8 protein-coding genes and 1 other RNA gene are annotated in these 20,305 nt (G+C 55.6%); 8 read left to right on the top strand and 1 reads right to left on the bottom strand.

All coding sequences use genetic code 11. The annotated features are described in order from the left end of the window. Positions 1–125: 125 nt before the first annotated feature. The 6 genes from bapA to K8W53_RS05570 all read left to right on the top strand — a co-directional run bounded on the left by bapA (position 126) and on the right by K8W53_RS05570 (position 17,535). Complete coding sequence (bapA, locus tag K8W53_RS05595) at positions 126–11,591, top strand: biofilm-associated protein BapA (RefSeq protein WP_058654786.1); 11,466 nt, start codon at positions 126–128, stop codon at positions 11,589–11,591. 64 nt (positions 11,592–11,655) lie between these two features. Further along, positions 11,656–13,065: a TolC family outer membrane protein gene (locus tag K8W53_RS05590; RefSeq protein WP_023224284.1), complete on the top strand. Its 1,410-nt coding sequence runs from the start codon at positions 11,656–11,658 to the stop codon at positions 13,063–13,065. After that, positions 13,062–15,242 (top strand): type I secretion system permease/ATPase, encoded by a 2,181-nt coding sequence (locus K8W53_RS05585; RefSeq protein WP_052939543.1) that lies wholly within the window; start codon positions 13,062–13,064, stop codon positions 15,240–15,242. Before K8W53_RS05590 ends, K8W53_RS05585 begins: the two co-directional genes overlap by 4 nt. Positions 15,243–15,249: 7 nt before the next feature. After that, the gene (locus K8W53_RS05580) at positions 15,250–16,413 is read left to right on the top strand and encodes an HlyD family type I secretion periplasmic adaptor subunit (protein ID WP_072106078.1); all 1,164 of its coding nucleotides are present in this window, start codon (positions 15,250–15,252) and stop codon (positions 16,411–16,413) included. Between the two features lie 71 nt (positions 16,414–16,484). After that, positions 16,485–16,847, top strand: a transfer-messenger RNA (tmRNA) gene (gene ssrA / locus K8W53_RS05575). 82 nt (positions 16,848–16,929) lie between these two features. Next, positions 16,930–17,535, top strand: a complete 606-nt coding sequence (locus K8W53_RS05570; protein WP_052939544.1) for a hypothetical protein — start codon at positions 16,930–16,932, stop codon at positions 17,533–17,535. Here K8W53_RS05570 and K8W53_RS05565 read toward each other — a convergent pair. Next, positions 17,470–18,638, bottom strand: a protein-coding gene (locus K8W53_RS05565) for an IS3 family transposase (protein WP_094300857.1) whose coding sequence is annotated in 2 segments (ribosomal slippage) — positions 17,470–18,389 and positions 18,389–18,638 — 1,170 coding nt in all. Because the reading frame shifts where the segments join, the coding sequence is not laid out codon by codon here. The genes K8W53_RS05570 and K8W53_RS05565 overlap by 66 nt on opposite strands. Positions 18,639–19,069: 431 nt before the next feature. Here K8W53_RS05565 and K8W53_RS05560 point away from each other — a divergent pair. Together K8W53_RS05560 and K8W53_RS05555 are read left to right on the top strand one after the other, a co-directional pair. Continuing rightward, entirely contained in the window at positions 19,070–19,297 is a 228-nt protein-coding gene (locus K8W53_RS05560) for a hypothetical protein (protein ID WP_017442260.1), read from the top strand. A 30-nt stretch (positions 19,298–19,327) separates the two neighbouring features. Then, the gene (locus tag K8W53_RS05555; RefSeq protein WP_052939545.1) at positions 19,328–20,287 is read left to right on the top strand and encodes a reverse transcriptase family protein; all 960 of its coding nucleotides are present in this window, start codon (positions 19,328–19,330) and stop codon (positions 20,285–20,287) included. Positions 20,288–20,305 lie beyond the last annotated feature (18 nt).

The raw sequence follows: 20,305 nt of genomic DNA, 5'->3' as shown, positions 1-20,305 counted from the left end.
ATAAAAAAGAATATGGCTACGGAAATTCATCTCTCATGATGAACGGGAAGGCTCGTCTACGCATTTTGCCCTGAACGTCGTGCCCGTTAATTAATACACAGAGCAAATCCATCAGGAGCTAATTTATGCGTCTACTCGCCGTGGTTTCGAAATTGACTGGCGTCTCCACCACTGTGGAATCCTCAGCGGTCACTCTTAACGCCCCGTCAATTGTTAAATTATCAGTGGCCCGGGAGGAAATTAGTCAACTTACGCGCATTAATCAGGATCTGGTGGTGACGCTCCATTCCGGCGAAACGATCACGATTAAAAACTTTTACGTTACCAACGATCTGGGCGCAAGCCAGCTGGTACTGGCGGAAAACGATGGCACGTTATGGTGGGTAGAAAATCCGCAAGCCGGGCTACATTTTGAACAAATCGCTGATATTAATGAGCTGCTGGTCACTTCTGGCGCTTCCCATGAAGCAGGCGGCGCCGTTTGGCCGTGGGTACTGGCTGGCGCGGTGGCGGCTGGCGGCATTGCCGCTATCGCGTCTTCCGGCGGCGGCGATTCCCACCATCATTCGGATGGCGATAATCCGCCCCCCGATAACACCAATCCTGACGGTAATCCCCCTGATAACAGCAATCCCGGCGGCAGTAACCCTAACGGCAATACTCCAGGTAGCAGTAATCCTGTAGATACCACCCCACCTCTCGCTCCCGGCAACTTGTTGATTTCAGCGGACGGAAAAACGGTGAGCGGCGAGGCCGAAGCGGGCAGTACCATTACCATCAAAGATCCTTCAGGTAACGTCGTTGGCGAAGGCAAAGCGGATAGCGACGGTAAATTTAGTATTGATTTGACAGCGCCACAGCTTAGCGGCGAACAACTTACCGTGACCGCGACTGACGATGCCGGCAATACCGGCCCATCCGCAACCATTGATGCGCCCAACATTCCTCTCCCCGATACACCAGCTATCACCGCCGCTATCGATGATGCTGCTCCCCTCACCGGCACGCTGAGCAATAATCAGTTTACGAACGACAATACCCCCACGCTGGAGGGAACCGGCAGCGCAGGCACAGTCATCCATATTTACGCCAATGGTCAGGAAATAGGCTCCACAACGGTTGATAGCAGCGGAAGCTGGCGTTTTGCCATTACCAGCGCGCTAGCGGATGGGGAAAATCATTTCACCGCCATTGCGACTAACGTTAAAGGCGAAAGTAGCGAATCAGCCCGCTTTACGCTGACTATCGACACACTCAGCCCCGATGCCCCACGCGTTGAACTGATTGCCGATAACACCGGTTTGCTCACCGGGCCGCTACAGAATAATGACCGGACTGACGAGGCAAAACCGCTCTTTTCCGGGCAGGGAGAGGCAGGCAATACCATCACGATTAAAGAGGGATCAACCGTTATCGGCAGCGCTACCGTAGACGAAAATGGACGCTGGACCTTTACGCCAACTACGCCGTTAAGCGATGGCGAACATACCTTTACCGTCGAACAAAGCGACAAAGCCGGAAACACGAGCCGCGTGACGACAACGCCTACTATCATTGTGGACACCACGCCACCGGACGCCGCTATCATTGATAATGTTGCGAAAGACGGCACAACCGTTAGCGGCACCGCTGAAACTGGTAGTACCGTGTCGATCTATGACCCGGCGGGAAATTACCTGGGCTCCACGATTACCGGAGAAAATAACCACTTCAGCATCACGCTGAATCCGGCCCAGACCCACGGCGAGCGTCTGGAAGCGCGTATTCAGGACGCCGTCGGTAACATCGGCCCCGCCACGGAGTTTACCGCTTCTGACTCACAGTATCCTGCCCAGCCGACTATCCTTACCGTGACGGATGACGCTGGCGCCGTTACCGGGCTACTGAAAAATGGCGATGCCACAGATGATAACCGCCCAACCCTCAGCGGTATTGCTGAACCAGGCAGTACGATATCGATTAACGATAATGGCTTTCCTGTACCGACCTTTCCGCCCATTGTCGCTGACGCTGACGGCAAATGGAGCTTTACCCCCTCGCTGGCACTTGCCGATGGCGACCATGTTTTTACCGCTACCGCGACCAACGATCGCGGCACCAGCGGGCAGTCCGTCTCCTTTACCATTGATATCGACACGCAGCCGCCGGTGCTGGAAGGCCTGGCGGTTAGCGACGTCGGCGACAGACTTACCGGCACTACGGAAGCTGGCAGTACTGTGGTTATCAAAGACAGCCAGGGAAATACGCTCGGTAGTGGAACGGCAGGCGACGACGGTACCTTCTCAATAGGTATTAGCCCGGCGAAAATTAACGGCGAAACATTAAGCATTAGCGTTACCGATAAAGCCGCGAATAGCGGTCCGGTAGAAACGCTGAACGCGCCGGATAAAACTGCGCCTGCGGCACCGGACGGTCTTATCGTGGCGACCGATGGTCTGTCCGTAAGCGGTCAGGCGGAAGCCGGGGCAACGGTCACTATCCGTGACAGTAACAACACCGTACTTGGCAGCGCCGTCGCTAACGGCAACGGACAATTTATCGTTCCGCTGAATACGGCGCAGACTAATGGCCAGGCGCTTATCGCTACCGCCACCGATGTCGCGAAAAACGAAAGCGCCGCCGCGACGGTTATCGCGCCGGACAGTACCGCGCCGGAAATGCCGAAAAACGTGGTAATTAGTGAGGATGGCGCCAGTATCAGCGGCACCGCCGAACCGGGTAGCGCCATCACGATCGCCACGCCGGACGGCAAGCCGCTTGGCAGCGGCAAAGCAGATGGCGAAGGTCATTTTACCCTTCCCCTCGTCCCCGCACAGACCAACGGCGAACAGGTTACCGTCACCGCCACCGACAGCGCCAACAACGTCAGCCCGCCAACCACAGCGCAAGCGCCCGATATCACCGCCCCGGATAAGCCCATTATCACTCAGGTGCTGGACGATGTTGAAAGCTTCACCGGGCCGCTGGTTAACGGACAAACCACCAATGACAACCGCCCCACCCTTAGCGGTACGGCGGAGGCTGGCGCGCGTGTCGAAATTTTTGATAACGGCGTTTCGCTGGGACTCGCCACGCTACAGCCCAACGGCGGCTGGACGTTTACGCCGTCGCAAAATTTAGGTGAAGGCGCGCATCGACTGACCGTAATCGCAACCGACGCTAAAGGCAATGCAAGTCCGGCCGCGTCATTCGACCTGGTGGTCGATACGCAATCGCCGCAGCAACCGGTAATCACCTTCATTACAGATGATGCGCCAGGTATTCTCGGTAGCGTCGCGCATCTGGGGCTCACTAACGACAGCACGCCAACGATTAACGGTACAGGTGAACCGGGTTCCACAGTACACCTGTATCAGAATGGCGCCCGGATAGCAGATATTATCGTCGGTAATTCCGGCGTCTGGAGCTACGCCTACACCACGGCCTCGCCACTGGCGGACGACACCTACACCTTTACCGTGACGGCCAGCGACAGTAACGGCAACACCACGCCTTTTTCGACCGATTTTACGATTACCATTGATACCCAGGCCCCTGCCGCCCCCGGCGTTATCGGCGTAGCTGACGGCGACGGAAATACGATTGATACCAATCAGATTACCCAGGAATCCCAGCCCCGGTTGAGCGGTAGCGGCACCGCAGGCGACATAATCATCCTTTACGATAACGGCAATGCCATAGGTCAGGCGCTGGTCGGCACGGACGGGCGCTGGCAGTTTACGCCGCCTGCCGCGCTGGGCGACGGCGACCACCTTCTGACCGCTCGCGCCAACGATCCGGCGGGGAACGAAAGTCCCGAATCCATCAGCTTTACCCTACGCATCGATACCCAGGCGCCGGATGCGCCGCAGATCGTGTCAGCCGCCATCACAGGTGGAGAAGGCGAGGTGCTACTGGCAAACGGCAGTATTACCAATCAGCGTATGCCGACCCTCAGCGGCACCGGCGAACCCGGCGCCATCATCACCCTGTACAATAACGGCGTAGAACTGGCTACCGTCCAGGTCAATCCACAGGGTAGCTGGACCTATCCGTTAACCCGTAATCTGAGCGAAGGGTTAAACATCCTGACGGCCACCGCCACGGATGCCGCAGGCAATAGTAGCCCCACCTCCAGCGTTTTCTCCGTTACCCTTGATACCCAGCCTCCAGCGCAGCCTGACGCGCCGCTAATCAGCGATAACGTCGCACCGGTTATCGGCAACATCGGCAATAATGGCGCAACGAACGATACCACGCCGACCTTCAGCGGCACGGGAGAGATCGGCAGCACGATAATTCTCTACAATAATGGCAGTGAAATTGGTCGCACAACGGTAGGCGATAACGGTAGCTGGAACTTTACGCCTGCGGCACTGACGCCAGAAACCTATACCATTACCGTCACGGAAACCGATATAGCGGGCAATATCAGTCCACCTTCCGCCTCAGTCACTTTTACGCTAGACACCACTGCGCCCGCCAATCCGGTTATCACTTTTGCCGAAGATAACGTCGGCGAAGTCCAGGATACTATTGTCAGCGGCGCAACCACTGACGACAATACGCCGGTCATTCACGGCACTGGCGACATCGGCAGCATTATTACGCTCTATAACGGCAGCAGCGTTTTAGGCGTAGTCACCGTCGATGAGACCGGCACCTGGACGCTGCCGGTGACCAGCGCGTTGCCGGATGGCGTCTACACCCTGACCGCCATTGCCGCCGGAAACAGCAGCGGCGTATCGAACAGCTTTACCTTCACCGTCGACACCGTTCCGTTGCAGCCGCCCGCCGTCAATGAAATCCTTGACGATGTTGCGCCAGTGACCGGGCCATTAACCGATGGCGCCTTTACTAACGATCGGACGCTGACTATCAACGGCAGCGGCGAAAACGGCAGCACCGTCACGATTTACGACAATGGCGTGGCAATCGGGACGGCGCTCGTCACCGACGGGACCTGGACATTCAATACGCCCGAATTATCAGAAGTCAGCCATGCGCTAACCTTCAGCGCGACTGACGACGCTGGAAATACCACGGCGCAAACCCAACCGATCACCATTACTGTGGATATCACCCCCCCGCCCGCGCCAACGATCCAGACGGTGGATGACGATGGCACGCGCGTCGCCGGACTTGCCGACCCTTACGCTACCGTTGAAATTCATCATGCCGATGGCACCCTGGTCGGCAGCGCTGTCGCTAATGGCACCGGTGAATTCGTCGTTACGCTCAGTCCGGCGCAAACCGATGGCGGTACGCTGACGGCAATTGCTATCGATCGCGCGGGGAATAACGGCCCGGCTACGAATTTTCCCGCTTCCGACAGCGGTCTGCCCGCCGTCCCGGCCATCACGGCGATTGAAGATGATGTCGGGAGCGTACAGGGGAATATTGCGGCGGGCGGCGCCACGGACGACACCACGCCGACGCTGCGCGGCACCACGGATATCGGCTCTACCGTTGAAGTTTTCATTGATGGCGATTCGGCAGGCTTTGCCACCGTTGACGCCAGCGGGAACTGGATCTTTGAGATCGCGACGCCATTAAGCGAAAGTACACATTACTTCACCGTCCAGGCAACCAATGCGAATGGCCAGGGCGGCCTGTCCGCACCGGTCGGGATCACTGTCGATCTTAGCGCGCCGGCGCAACCGGTTATTACCAGCGCAACGGATGATGTCCCCGGCATGACCGGTACGCTGGATAACAGCGCGCTCACCAATGATTCACGCCCGACGCTCAACGGAACGGGAGAAGCAGGCGCCACCATCCGCATTCTGGATAACGGCGTAGAAATCGGTTCCGCCACGGTAGATCAAAGCGGCAACTGGCGCTTCACCCCGAACGCGCCGCTGGAGAGCAACGCGCACATCTTTACCGCCGTAGCGACCGATCCCGCCGGCAATAGCGGCCAGCCTTCGGACGGTTTTACGCTGAACATTGACGCGCAGGCGCCAGATGTGCCGGTTATCACGTCCGTGATTGACGATAACAATCAACCGACCGTTCCGGTGTTACCGGGGCAATCCACCGACGATCGGCAGCCAATACTGAACGGAACTGGCGAACCTGGCGCGACAATCACCATTTTTGATAACGGTACGCCGCTTGGCACGGCTCAGGTAGGCGAAAACGGTAGCTGGACCTTCCCGGTGCCCCGCAATTTGTCAGAGGGAAGCCATAATCTGACGGTTAGCGCTACCGATCCGGCGGGCAATACCAGCGCGGTCTCCGCGCCGTGGACGATCGTGGTCGATATTACGCCTCCGGCGATCCCGGTTCTCACCTCCGTCGTGGATGACCAGCCCGGTATTACCGGCAACCTGGTTAGCGGGCAGCTAACGAACGATGCGACGCCCACCCTGAACGGGCGCGGAGAGGCAGGCGCGACGATTAATGTCTATCTTGACGGTAATCCCGCGTCCATCGGTACCACGACGGTGAATAGCGACGGCACGTGGAGTTTCACGCCGCAGACGCCGCTTGCAAACGGTAGCCACACGTTCACCCTTAGCGCCACCGATCCGGCGGGTAATAGCAGCGCGGTGTCCAGCGGATTTGTGCTGACGATTGACGCCACACCGCCCGCCGCGCCGGTTATCGCCAGCGTGGCAGACAATACGGCGCCGGTGACGGGCATCGTCCCCAACGGCGGCTCGACGAACGAAACCCGACCAACACTTTCGGGTACCGGTGAGGCGGGTACAACCATCTCGATTTATAATGGCAGCGCGCTGGTCGGCACGGCGCAAGTTCAGGCCAACGGTAGCTGGAGCTTTACGCCGTCTACCTCGCTGGGCGCGGGCGTCTGGAACCTGACGGCGACAGCAACCGATGCGGCAGGCAATACCAGCGCCGCGTCCGAAATACGCTCGTTTACTATTGATACCACGGCTCCCGCCGCGCCTGTTATTGATACGGTCTACGACGGTACGGGCCCCATTACCGGCAATCTGAGTTCAGGACAGATCACAGACGAGGCGCGCCCTGTCATTAGCGGCACCCGTGAAGCCAACACAACTATTCGTCTCTACGATAACGGCACGCTGCTGGCTGAAATTCCCGCCGACAATAGCAGTAGCTGGCGCTACACGCCCGATGCCTCTCTGGCGACGGGCAACCATGTAATTACCGTCATTGCCGTTGATGCCGCAGGCAACGCCAGTCCCGTTTCAGACAGCGTTAATTTCGTCGTCGATACCACGCCGCCGCTGACGCCGGTAATCACATCAGTCAGTGACGATCAGGCGCCAGGCCTCGGCACGATCGCGAACGGCCAAAATACCAACGATCCTACGCCAACCTTCAGCGGCACCGCAGAAGCCGGCGCCACGATCACGCTCTATGAAAATGGTACGGTCATTGGCACGACAACGGCTCAATCTGACGGCGCGTGGAGCGTCGCCACCTCAACGCTGGCAAGCGGAACGCACGTCATCACCGCCGTCGCCACCGATGCCGCAGGAAACAGCAGCCCGAACAGTACGGCTTTCACCCTGACGGTCGATACCACCGCGCCGCAAACGCCAATCCTGACGTCCGTGGTGGATGACGTCGCGGGCGGGGTCACAGGAAATCTCGCTAATGGTCAGATAACCAATGATAACCGCCCCACGCTGAACGGCACTGCCGAAGCGGGCAGCGTGGTCAGTATCTATGATGGCAACACTCTGCTTGGCATCACCTCGGCTAACGCGGGCGGCGCGTGGAGCTTCACGCCGACGACAGGGTTAAACGACGGCACGCGCATATTAACAGTGACCGCCACCGACCCGGCAGGCAACGTTAGCCCGGCCACCAGCGGTTTTACTATCGTGGTCGATACCCTTGCGCCAACGGTTCCGCTTATAACCAGCATCGTTGATGATGTCCCGAACAATACCGGCGCCATTGGCAATGGACAATCGACCAACGACACACAGCCGACGCTCAACGGTACCGCGGAAGCCAACAGCGCGGTAAGCATCTTCGATAATGGCGTGCTGGTCGCGACCGTGAACGCCAATGCCAGCGGCAACTGGAGCTGGACGCCAACCGCCGCGCTCGGCCAGGGAAGTCACGCCTATAGCGTTAGCGCCGCCGATGCGGCTGGCAACGTTAGCGCCGCTTCGCCATCGACAACGATTATCGTGGATACCATTGCGCCCGGCGCGCCCGGCAACCTGGTCATAAATACTACCGGTAATCGCGTGACGGGCACCGCGGAAGCAGGCAGTACAGTGACGATTACCTCTGAGACTGGTGTGGTACTGGGAACCGCCACCGCCGACGGTACAGGTAGCTTCACCGCCACACTCACGCCCGCGCAGACCAATGGTCAGCCGCTACTGGCATTTGCCCAGGATAAAGCAGGCAACACTGGCATTGCCGCCGGATTTACCGCGCCCGATACGCGCGTGCCGGAGGCACCGATCATCACCAACGTAGTGGATGATGTGGGTATTTATACCGGCGCTATCGCCAACGGTCAGGTCACTAATGACGCACAACCCACATTGAATGGTACCGCTCAGGCGGGCGCCACGGTGAGCATTTATAACAACGGGGCGCTGCTCGGCACCACCACGGCGAACGCCAGCGGAAACTGGAGCTTTACCCCGACAGGCAATTTGACCGAAGGCAGCCACGCCTTCACCGCCACCGCGACTAACGCTAACGGAACAGGCAGTGTATCCACCGCCGCGACGGTGATTGTCGATACGCTGGCGCCCGGTACGCCGTCAGGTACGCTCAGCGCCGATGGCGGTTCACTTTCCGGGCAGGCAGAGGCAAACAGCACCGTAACCGTCACGCTGGCGGGCGGCGTGACGCTCACCACCACCGCCGGCAGCAACGGCGCATGGTCTCTCACCTTGCCGACAAAACAAATTGAAGGTCAGCTCATTAACGTGACGGCCACTGACGCTGCGGGTAATGCCTCCGGCGCGTTAGGCATTACTGCGCCGGTTCTGCCGCTGGCGGCAAGGGATAACATCACCAGTCTTGATCTGACCTCGACCGCCGTCACCAGCACGCAAAACTATTCGGATTACGGCCTGCTGCTGGTTGGCGCGCTTGGCAATGTCGCCTCGGTTTTGGGTAACGATACCGCTCAGGTTGAGTTCACCATTGCTGAAGGTGGTACGGGCGACGTCACCATCGATGCCGCCGCAACGGGAATCGTGCTTTCGCTGCTCAGTACTCAGGAGATTGTGGTACAGCGTTATGACACCAGCCTCGGCGCCTGGACGACGATCGTCAACACCGCCGTTGGCGACTTCGCGAATTTGCTTACCCTGACCGGGAGCGGCGTTACCCTGAACCTGAGCGGCCTGGGCGAAGGCCAGTACCGGGTACTCACTTATAACACCAGTCTGCTCGCTACCGGGTCATATACCAGCCTGGATGTCGATGTACACCAGACCAGCGCAGGTATTATTAGCGGGCCAACCATCAGTACCGGCAACGTCATGGCTGATGATACCGCGCCGACGGGCACCACGGTCACCGCCATCACCAACGCCAACGGCGTCAGTACGCCGGTCGGCGCGGGCGGCGTGGATATCCAGGGGCAATACGGCACGCTGCACATTAATCAGGATGGCAGTTACACCTACACGCTGACTAAGCCCACGGCAGGATACGGACATAAAGAGAGCTTCACCTACACCATCACCCAGAATGGCGTCGGTAGCAGCGCCGCGCAACTGGTTATCAATCTGGGTCCCGCGCCGGTACCGGGCAGCGTGATAGCGACAGACAATAACGCCTCGCTGGTCTTTGATACTCACGTTAGCTACGTCAACAACGGTCCCTCGACACAAAGCGGCGTCACGGTATTAAGCGTCGGACTTGGTAATGTACTGAACGCGAATCTGCTTGATGATATGACTAATCCGATCATCTTTAACGTTGAAGAAGGCGCTACGCGAACCATGACGTTACAGGGAACCGTCGGCGGCGTCTCACTGGTTTCCACGTTCGATCTGTACGTTTATCGCTTCAACGATGCCATTCAGCAATATGAGCAGTTCCGGGTGCAAAAGGGCTGGATTAACACCCTGCTGTTAGCCGGACAGTCTCAGCCGCTGACCCTGACGTTGCCTGGCGGCGAATACCTGTTCGTGCTGAATACCGCCAGCGGCATTAGCGTCCTCACTGGCTATACGCTGGCGATTTCCCAGGACCACACCTATGCCGTTGACAGTATCACCGCCAACACCACCGGCAACGTACTGACCAATGATGTCGCCCCTACGGACGCCCTCCTCACTGAAGTAAACGGCGTGGCGATTGCGGCGACCGGCACGACGGAGGTAAACGGGCTGTATGGTTCGCTCATCATTGACGCAAGAGGCAACTATACCTACACGCTGAAGAACGGCGTCGGCGCCGACAGCATTAAAACGCCGGACAGCTTTATCTATACGGTCAAAGCGCCAAACGGCGATACCGATACGGCCTCGCTCAATATCACGCCAACCGCCAGGGCGCTGGATGCAATTAATGATGTCAGCGATACCCTCAGCGTCGCCACACTTCAGGATACCGCTGCCTGGCTGGACTCCAGCGTCGGCAGCGCCAGTTGGGGGCTACTCGGCAAATCGGGCAGCGGGAGCGGCACCTTTGACGTTGCAACGGGCACCATACTTAAAGACGCGTCACTGGTCTTTGATGTCTCCACGCTCATTACGCTGGGTAATCTGAATATTAGCTGGGCCATTCAGGAGAACGGGACCGTCATACGCAACGGAACCGTCCCGGTGGCGAATATCACGCTGGGCAGCGCGACGGTGACCGTCAACCTGAGCGGCCTGGAGCTGGATGCCGGAACGTACACGCTGAACTTTACCGGCACCAATACCCTGGCCGGGGCAGCGACGATCACGCCACGCGTCATCGGCACCACCGTCGATCTGGATAATTTTGAAACGTCCGGAACGCATACCGTTCTCGGCAATATTTTTGACGGCAGCGACGCGGCGGGGGCGATGGATCAGCTTAATACGGTGAATACCCGCCTGAGCATTAGCGGGTATAACGGCAGCGCCGCCACGCTGGACGCCGCGGCGAATACCACCAGCGCCACGATTCAGGGACATTACGGCACATTGCAAATTAACCTTGATGGCGCCTACACCTACACCCTGAATAATGGCGTCGCGATGTCGTCCATCACCAGTAAAGAGGTCTTTACCTATCAACTGGATGACAAGATGGGTCATACGGATAGCGCCACATTGACCATTGATATGGCGCCGCAAATCGTCAGTACCAACCAAAACGATGTTCTCATCGGCTCCGCCTATGGCGATACGCTGATTTACCACCTGTTAAACGGCGCGGACGCGACCGGCGGCAACGGCGTCGATCGCTGGCAAAACTTCTCTACCGCGCAGGGCGACAAGATCGATATCCACGAACTGCTGACGGGATGGGATCACCAGGCGGCGACGCTGGGTAACTTTGTTCAGGTTCATACCAGCGGCGCCAATACGGTGATATCCGTCGATCGCGACGGCGCCGGCAGCGCGTTTAAATCAACCGACCTTGTCACTCTGGAGAATGTGCAGCTCACGCTAAATGATCTGTTACAGAACAACCACCTGATAACCGGCGGTTGATAAAAAAGCCCCGAACGCCACGACGTTCGGGGCAACAAGCGGTGATATTTAAAAGGGATAAACTATGGGAAGAGTCGCGCCTGTCGCCATCGTACTGGCATTTGCTTTGTTTCATCACCAGCCCCGGGGCGCAGAAGCGCCGCCAATGATTACATCCGAAGGATTAGCAACGGACCAGATGCTTCCTTCGCTGGATGGCTCCGCCGCTGAGCTGCCGCTCAGCGCCGCCGCGCCGGGCAACCTGACGCTCAATGACGCGGTCAATCGCGCCGTTAACTGGCATCCTTCTATTCGCGAAGCCGTCGGCAAACTGCTCGCACAGAATGAACAAATAGAGGTCGCCAAATCGAAATATTATCCGCAAGTCAGCGCTGGCGTGAACAATGGGTACAGCAATACCTACACCGATCACGGGTATAGCCCCTCGCTGGTGCTGTCGGTATCGCAAATGCTTTATGACTTCGGCAAAGTGGCAAGCCAGGTTCGCGCCGAAACCGCAGGCGCAGCGCAGCAACAGGCCAATGTGTTGCTCAGTATTGATACCGTCGCGCACGAAACCGCCAACGCCATTGTACAAACGCAGAGCTGGCAGCAAATGGTAGAAGCGGCGGAAGAACAGCTCATCGCGCTGGACGGCATCGGTAAACTTATCCGGCAGCGCAGCGATGAAGGCGCTACGTCGCTATCTGACGTGGTGCAAACCGAAGCCAGAATCGAATCCGCCCGCTCGCAACTGGCGCAGTATCAGGCCAATCTCGATAGTGCGAAAGCCTCACTGATGAGCTGGCTGGGCTGGAATTCGCTTAACGGCATCAATAATGACTTCCCGGCGAAACTCGCTCGCAGCTGTGAGACGGCGACGCCCGACGATCGACTGGTGCCCGCGGTACTGGCCGCCTGGGCGCAGGCCAACGTTGCGCGGGCGAATCTGGACTATGCCAGCGCGCAAATGACGCCGACGATTTCGCTCGAACCTTCTGTACAACATTATCTTAATGATAAATATCCCAGTCATGAAGTGCTGGATAAAACCCAGTATTCCACCTGGGTAAAAGTTGAGATGCCGCTTTATCAGGGCGGAGGGCTGACTGCCCGACGCAACGCCGCCAGCCATGCGGTAGACGCGGCTCAGTCGACCATTCAGCGCACCCGGCTTGATGTCCGCCAGAAACTGATGGAGGCGCGCAGCCAGGCAATGAGTCTTGCCAGCGCGTTACAAATCCTTCGTCGGCAACAGCAGCTTAGCGAACGCACGCGCGAACTGTATCAGCAGCAATACCTTGACCTCGGTTCCCGCCCGCTGCTCGACGTGCTTAATGCGGAGCAGGAAGTTTACCAGGCGCGTTTTGCCGAACTGCAAACGGAAAGCCAGTTGCATCAGTTGCAACTGAACTGTCTGTATAACACCGGCGCGCTTCGTCAGGCGTTCGCGTTAAATCATCGCAGCATTCAATCCGTGGAGATCCAGCCATGACCCGCGCCGCCCCCGATGTAGAAGAGGTACTCAGTGAGCGCGCGCTGAGCCAATGGGCGCAGGCCATCAGCTATGTCGCCGGTCATTATCGCGTTGCCTGTTCTCCCGGTTCAATTCAGGCCAACGCCCCGTGGTTTAGGGGTAAAAGCAGAACGGCCGCCTTAACGCAGCTCGCGCGGCAGGCGGGTTTATCCTTTCATGCGCCAGACATAGACAAAACGGCATTTAGTCAGTGGCGATTGCCGTTGGTTGTCGAGCTCCGGGACGGGCAGTTATTGGTCATCGAACATGTTAATGACGAAGATGCGGTAGACGTTTTTGTGATTGAAGAAGAGGGTCAGCGTAACCGCCTGACGTTCAGCGAGTTATTGCCGGAGATCCTCTATGTTGCCGCGCTACGCCCGCTATCGGCGCTCAAGGATAGCCGCGTCGATCGCTATATCTCCCGCTTTAAACCCGACTGGATGCGCGAGCTGGTTCTGCAGGATATTCGCCCTTATTTACCGGTAATGGTCGCCGCCTTTCTGATTAACGTGCTGTCTCTGGCCGGGATTGTGTTCTCTATGCAGGTTTACGATCGAGTGATCCCCGCTCAGTCATATCCTACCCTGTACGTTCTCTCTTTCGGCGTGCTGGTAGCGGTGCTGTTCGGTTTTCTGCTGCGTGAAGCGCGTACGCACATTATGGATGTGCTCGGTAAACGCGCCGATATGCGCATTTCCGATCGAGTATTCGGTCATGCGTTAAGGCTGCGCAACAGCGCTATCCCCCGTTCCACCGGCAGTTTTATCTCGCAGTTACGTGAACTGGAGCAGATCCGCGAGATGATTACCTCTTCAACGCTGGCGACCATTGTCGATCTGCCTTTCTTTTTCCTGTTTATGGTAGTCCTGGCGATTATTGCCCCACCGCTGGCATGGATAGCGCCCGTGGCGGCTCTGCTGATGATCCTGCCGGGCGTCGCACTGCAAAAAAAACTGGCTGTCCTCGCCAACCAGGCCGCCCACGAAGCGACGCTACGCAATGCAGTCTTAGTCGAAAGCGTTCAGGGGCTGGAGGATATTAAACTGATGCAGGCGGAGAACCGCTTTCTTCAGCAGTGGAATAGCTATATCCGTATTACCGGCGAGTCGGGTCTACGCACCCGCAAACTCACGCAAAGGCTTATCAGTTGGGGGATGTCGGTACAAAGTCTGGTGTATGCCGCAGTGATTATGTTCGGCGCGCCGATGGTCATTGAAGGCAGTATGACTACCGGCGCCGTGGTCGCCGCGTCGATGCTCGGCTCGCGGATGATCGCGCCAATGGCTAACCTGTGCGGCGTGCTGGCGCGCTGGCAGCAGGTGAAAGCGGCGAAGATGGGTCTCGACAACATTATGCAACTGCCCACCGAGACACAGCATGATGATAGCCTGATACACCGCGACATCCTCCACGGGCATTACCTCTTTGAAAACGCTCAGTTTCGTTACCATAACGACGATCAACGCATACCGTTGCGCCTCGTGCGTCTGGAGATCATGCCAGGCGAGCGGATTGCGATACTGGGGCGTAACGGTGCGGGTAAATCCACACTTTTACAGGCGATGGCGGGCGGCCTGGAGATGATTCAGGGAGATGCTCGGCTTGATAATCTCAGCTTGTCGCACATCGATATGGCGGATTTACGCCGCAACATCGGCTTTCTTAGCCAGAACGCGCGGCTTTTCTTCGGCACCCTACGAGAGAACCTGACGCTCGGCGCGCCGCACGCCAACGATGAACAGATTTTTGACGCGCTCGAAGTCAGCGGCGGCGCCGTCTTCGTCAGGCGGCTGGCAAAAGGGTTGGATCATCCCATTATGGAGGGTGGTAACGGCCTGTCCGGCGGGCAGCGCCAGTCCCTGTTGCTGGCGAGAATGCTGCTGCGCTCCCCCAATATTGTGCTACTTGACGAACCCAGCGCCTCGCTGGACGAGCATACGGAACGAGAGTTTATTCAGCGGTTACATCAGTGGCTTGGCAATCGTACCCTGGTCGTCGCGACGCACCGGGTACCAATACTGGAGCTGGTTGAGCGTGTCGTTGTCCTGAAAGAAGGACAACTGGTGATGGATGCGCCAAAAGCGCAGGCGCTTAACGCGGATCGGATGCAAAGTCACCGTCGGGAGTGGAAAAATGAAAATCAATCAGCATGATGCCGCGATGGACGATTTCGATATTCAGCGTGAACGGGCGTTTTCCGGCGCGTGTCGTATTGTTCTGATCTGCTCACTGTTATTTCTCATTCTCGGCATCTGGGCGTGGTTTGGCCGACTGGATGAGGTTTCCACCGGCAACGGGAAAGTGATCCCAAGTTCACGCGAACAGGTTCTGCAGTCGCTGGATGGCGGCATTCTGGCGCAGTTGACGGTGCGGGAAGGCGACAGAGTTCAGGCTAACCAGATTGTCGCCCGGCTTGATCCGACGCGTCTGGCGTCCAGTGTGGGTGAAAGTGCGGCAAAATATCGCGCTTCACTCGCCTCCAGCGCACGGTTAACTGCGGAAGTCAGCGACTTACCTCTCGCCTTCCCCGCTGAGCTGAACGGCTGGCCGGACCTGATTGCCGCAGAGACGCGTCTCTATAAAAGCCGCCGCGCGCAGCTGGCCGATACCGAAGCCGAGCTACGGGATGCGCTGGCGTCGGTTAATAAAGAGCTGACCATTACCCAGCGGCTGGAGAAAAGCGGCGCGGCCAGTCATGTTGAAGTGCTACGCCTGCAACGACAAAAAAGCGATTTAGGCTTAAAAATTACCGATCTGCGCTCACAATATTATGTGCAGGCACGCGAAGCGTTATCGAAAGCGAACGCTGAGGTCGATATGCTCTCCGCCATTTTAAAAGGACGTGAGGATTCCGTCACCCGCCTCACCGTGCGTTCGCCGGTACGCGGCATTGTTAAAAATATCCAGGTCACGACGATTGGCGGCGTAATCCCGCCTAACGGCGAGATGATGGAGATAGTGCCGGTAGACGATCGTCTGCTGATTGAAACCCGCCTTTCGCCACGTGATATCGCCTTTATTCATCCCGGCCAACGCGCATTGGTTAAAATTACTGCTTACGATTACGCCATTTACGGCGGGCTTGACGGCGTGGTGGAGACCATTTCACCGGACACCATTCAGGATAAAGTGAAACCGGAAATTTTCTACTATCGCGTATTTATCCGCACCCACCAGGACTATCTACAAAATAAATCAGGACGCCGTTTTTCGATTGTTCCAGGCATGATCGCCACGGTGGATATCAAAACTGGTGAAAAAACCATTGTCGACTATTTAATCAAACCGTTTAATCGCGCGAAAGAAGCGCTGCGCGAGCGGTAAATCGTTGAAGATAAGAAGATACGGGGGCTGGTCACGCGTGTCACAAGTCTGTTATACTTACCTTACACATTGGGGCTGATTCTGGATTCGACGGGATTTGCGAAACCCAAGGTGCATGCCGAGGGGCGGTTGGCCTCGTAAAAAGCCGCAAAAAAATAGTCGCAAACGACGAAAACTACGCTTTAGCAGCTTAATAACCTGCTTAGAGCCCTCTCTCCCTAGCCTCCGCTCTTAGGACGGGGATCAAGAGAGGTCAAACCCAAAAGAGATCGCGCGGATGCCCTGCCTGGGGTTGAAGCGTTAAAACGAATCAGGCTAGTCTGGTAGTGGCGTGTCCGTTCGCAGGTGCCAGGCGAATGTAAAGACTGACTAAGCATGTAGTACCGAGGATGTAGGAATTTCGGACGCGGGTTCAACTCCCGCCAGCTCCACCAAATATAACGGCCTGATTCTCTTGGAGTTTCAGGCCGTTTTTCTTTGGACGTGTGGCACAACTGTGACTCAGGAGTGTACCATATGCCATCAAACAGCATCCCCCATTACCTCTATAAGCGTAACCACACCTGGTGGTTCAGGAAGCGTTTCGTATCTGAGGGCAATGCCATCGAATACAGACTGAGCCTGCAAACAGCAAGCTTTCAGCGTGCTCGTCTTCTTGCCCTGCGTTTACAGGCACTTTGCCAACAGATGGTTGCTTCTTTGGGGGCCCCCAAGAAACTGAAGAATGGCGTGATGGAAAAATCAACACAAGAGCAAATCAAAGCAAAACTTCGAGCAAAAATTGCCGAATGGACCGCCGAGGAAACAGAACATTGGTTCTGTGGCTCTGCACGTAATGAAGGTGATCTTAACGATTATCTTGAGACATTAGATATGGTTGTCTCTGATTTGAAAGAACGCATCGCTTACGATGATAAACCATCTCTGCACCGGGCCGAAGCAAGTACAGTTCTGGACGAACTGCCACACCTCAAAGCTACTTTCAGTGAACACTATTACCAGGTCATTGCTCGCATGGTGGCACAAGCCAAGGTCAAATCCTTGCAGGTGAAGTGGTCAACTAAAACTGGCCACGGCTTTAGAGTTTTTCCAGTATCGGTTTTCCGATTCGTTTGGGGGTAATCCACCGTTATAGTCATGCGGCCTTAACGAGCTGTAATACCCTACGATATAGCCTGTAATCGCATGAGCAGCTTCGCTAAAGTTTGTATAACCAGTCACTGGCACCCACTCGTTTTTCAGACTTCTGAAGAAGCGTTTCATCGGGCTGTTGTCCCAACAGTTTCCTCGTCGGCTCATACTCTGCCTGATCCGGCAACGCCACAGTAACTGCCGGAACTGCCTGCTTGTATAGTGGCTACCCTGGTCACTGTGGAACATCACTTCGGCTGGTTTACCGCGAGCTTCCCACGCCATTCCCAGCGCTTTGATGGTCAGCCTGCTGTCCGGCGAGAATGACATTGCCCAGCCCACCGGTTTCCTTGCGAACAGATCGAGAACAACTGCCAGGTAAGCCCAACGCTTGCCTGTCCAGATATATGTCACATCACCGCACCACACCTGGTTAGGTTCTGTAACTGCGAACTGTCGCTCAAGGCGATTCGGGATAACGATGTGTTCATGACAACCACGTTTATACCGGTGGGTAGGCTGCTGACAACTCACCAGCCCCAGTTCTTTCATGAGCCTGCCGGCAAGCCAGCGTCCCATTCTGAAGCCTCTCATGGTTGCCATAATCGCGATGCTTCTTGCGCCAGCAGAGCCATGGCTGACGTTATGCAGTTCCAGAACCTGACTACGTAACACAGCTCGCCTGCCATCTGGCTTTTCGGGGCTTTTTTCCCAGTATTTATAGCTGCTTCGATGAACCCCGAACACGTGGCAGAGTGTGACCACAGGATACTGCGCTCTGAGTTTCCCGATTAACAAGAACTGTTCAGGGAGTCTGGCATCAAGAGCGCGGTAGCCTTTTTTAATATGTCGTTTTGCATTTCAATGCGTTGTAGCTTTTTCTTCAGCTCACGTATTTCAATTTGTTCCGGGGTTATAGGGGAGGCTTTAGGTATTTTGCCCTGTCGTTCATCCCGCAACTGCTTTACCCATCGCGTCATGGTAGAAAGGCCCACATCCATAGCACTGGCCGCAGCTACAACGGTGTAGTTCTGATCAAGGACCAGTTGAGCGGATTCGCGTTTAAACTCTGCACTGAAATTTCTTTTTTTCATTGAGGCACCTGTAATGTTCTGAGGTGAGCATATCACCTCTGTTCAGGTGGCCAAATTCAGTAAACCACTTCATCCTCTGCTCTATTGCTAACCACATGAATATGATCATAAAATATCCCCGCTAGTACCTAGGAGAGAGCTCCTCGCAAAAGCTTGATGGTCTGCTCGTCAGCCATCGTGGAGGCTTCGGCCTCTATTCTCTCCCCACACGACGCATGCCACACGTTCTCAATGTTCCAACGTTACGATGCTAACGCATCACCAACGCTCTGGTACTTGCTGTAACAGTTGGGATTGCCGGATTGTGGCGAGGGGACGTCACACAGTGACGTCGAATACTGGGGTTAATTGCTGAACATCTCTTATTCCTGTCAGTTCAGGCGAGGCCGGTAACCATAGTGGTGACCGGGAACTGAGAAGGAGATGTAATTATGAGTCGTAAGACACGTAAACGTCGAAAGACAAATACAAGTCGAAAGACACGTAAAAAATACCAGGCTAGTGTTCAGCAAACGTTTTGTGTGAAGGAAAGACTAAAGAAATACTCCAAAGATGCCGGTAAGCTCTTGTTTACCTTAGTTATCAGCGAAGTGATTTCTGCTGTTTTTCATTCTGAAGCTGTTGCCTCCATCTTTGCATCCATCAAGGGATTCCTGTAATGGAGGCTATAATGGATAGGAACAACAACGATGAAAAGCACAAAACGTACCCCTAGTCTTCAAAGTCCCCCAAAGATTTATCCCCTGAATCAATCGCCTCTATTCAAGCTTAAAAATAAAAGAAAATTACTTGAAATCATAGGGCTATCCAAGAAACAAGCAGACAAGCTAATGCTTGACTCAGCGTACAAAGAATTTGTAAATGATGCCGGAAGGACAATACAGGAACCAATTGCTCAGCTCAAAGCGGTTCATAGGAAAATCGGCGTTTTATTGAGCAGAATCGAACTACCTCCATATCTTCACTCTGGTCGGAAGAAGCATTCAACACTTACTAATGTAGAATCACATAAGCTAGCAACTGAACTTCTGAAACTCGACATTCATAAGTTTTTCCCCTCGACTAGGGCTGCAAAGGTCTACAAGGCACTTGTAGAAAAATTTGAGATGTCACCTGATGTATCTTATATCATGACCAATCTCTCAACCTTTGCAGGAAAAGTGCCCACAGGCAGTCCGATAAGCATGGCTATGGCGTTTTGGGCCAATAAAGACATGTTCGACGAGCTTAGCAACCTTGCGGCCTCAAACAGCTTAGTATTTACGGCATATGTTGACGATGTGGCGTTCTCTGGTTCGAAAATCCCAAAAGGATTTGCCGCCCAAGCTAAAAAATGTATTCGTTCCCATGGACTCACCTCTAAAGACAAAAAAGAGCGATTTTATCCGTCATCAGAGGGAAAGCTGCTTACGGGGATAGTCATTCAGGATGGGGAACTTAAGGTACGTTGGGCACATAACGATTCAATCGGAAAAGAATTCGCTACTTTGGCTGAAGCAAAAGACAACGCTACAAAAATAATCCATCTAGAAAAGCTAGCAGGTAAGCTGCATGCAGCCGGTCAGGTTGACTTCAGACAAAAAGATAGAGCTCGTTTTTTTACACAGCAGCTCAAAGCCGCAAAAAAGCGCTCAGAACAAGTTACTTAAAACAGCAAGTAGACTAAA

The sequence above is a fragment of the Salmonella sp. A29-2 genome, from assembly GCF_020150755.1.
GTDB lineage: Bacteria > Pseudomonadota > Gammaproteobacteria > Enterobacterales > Enterobacteriaceae > Salmonella > Salmonella enterica.
This window is presented reverse-complemented; position numbering and strand designations above follow the sequence as displayed.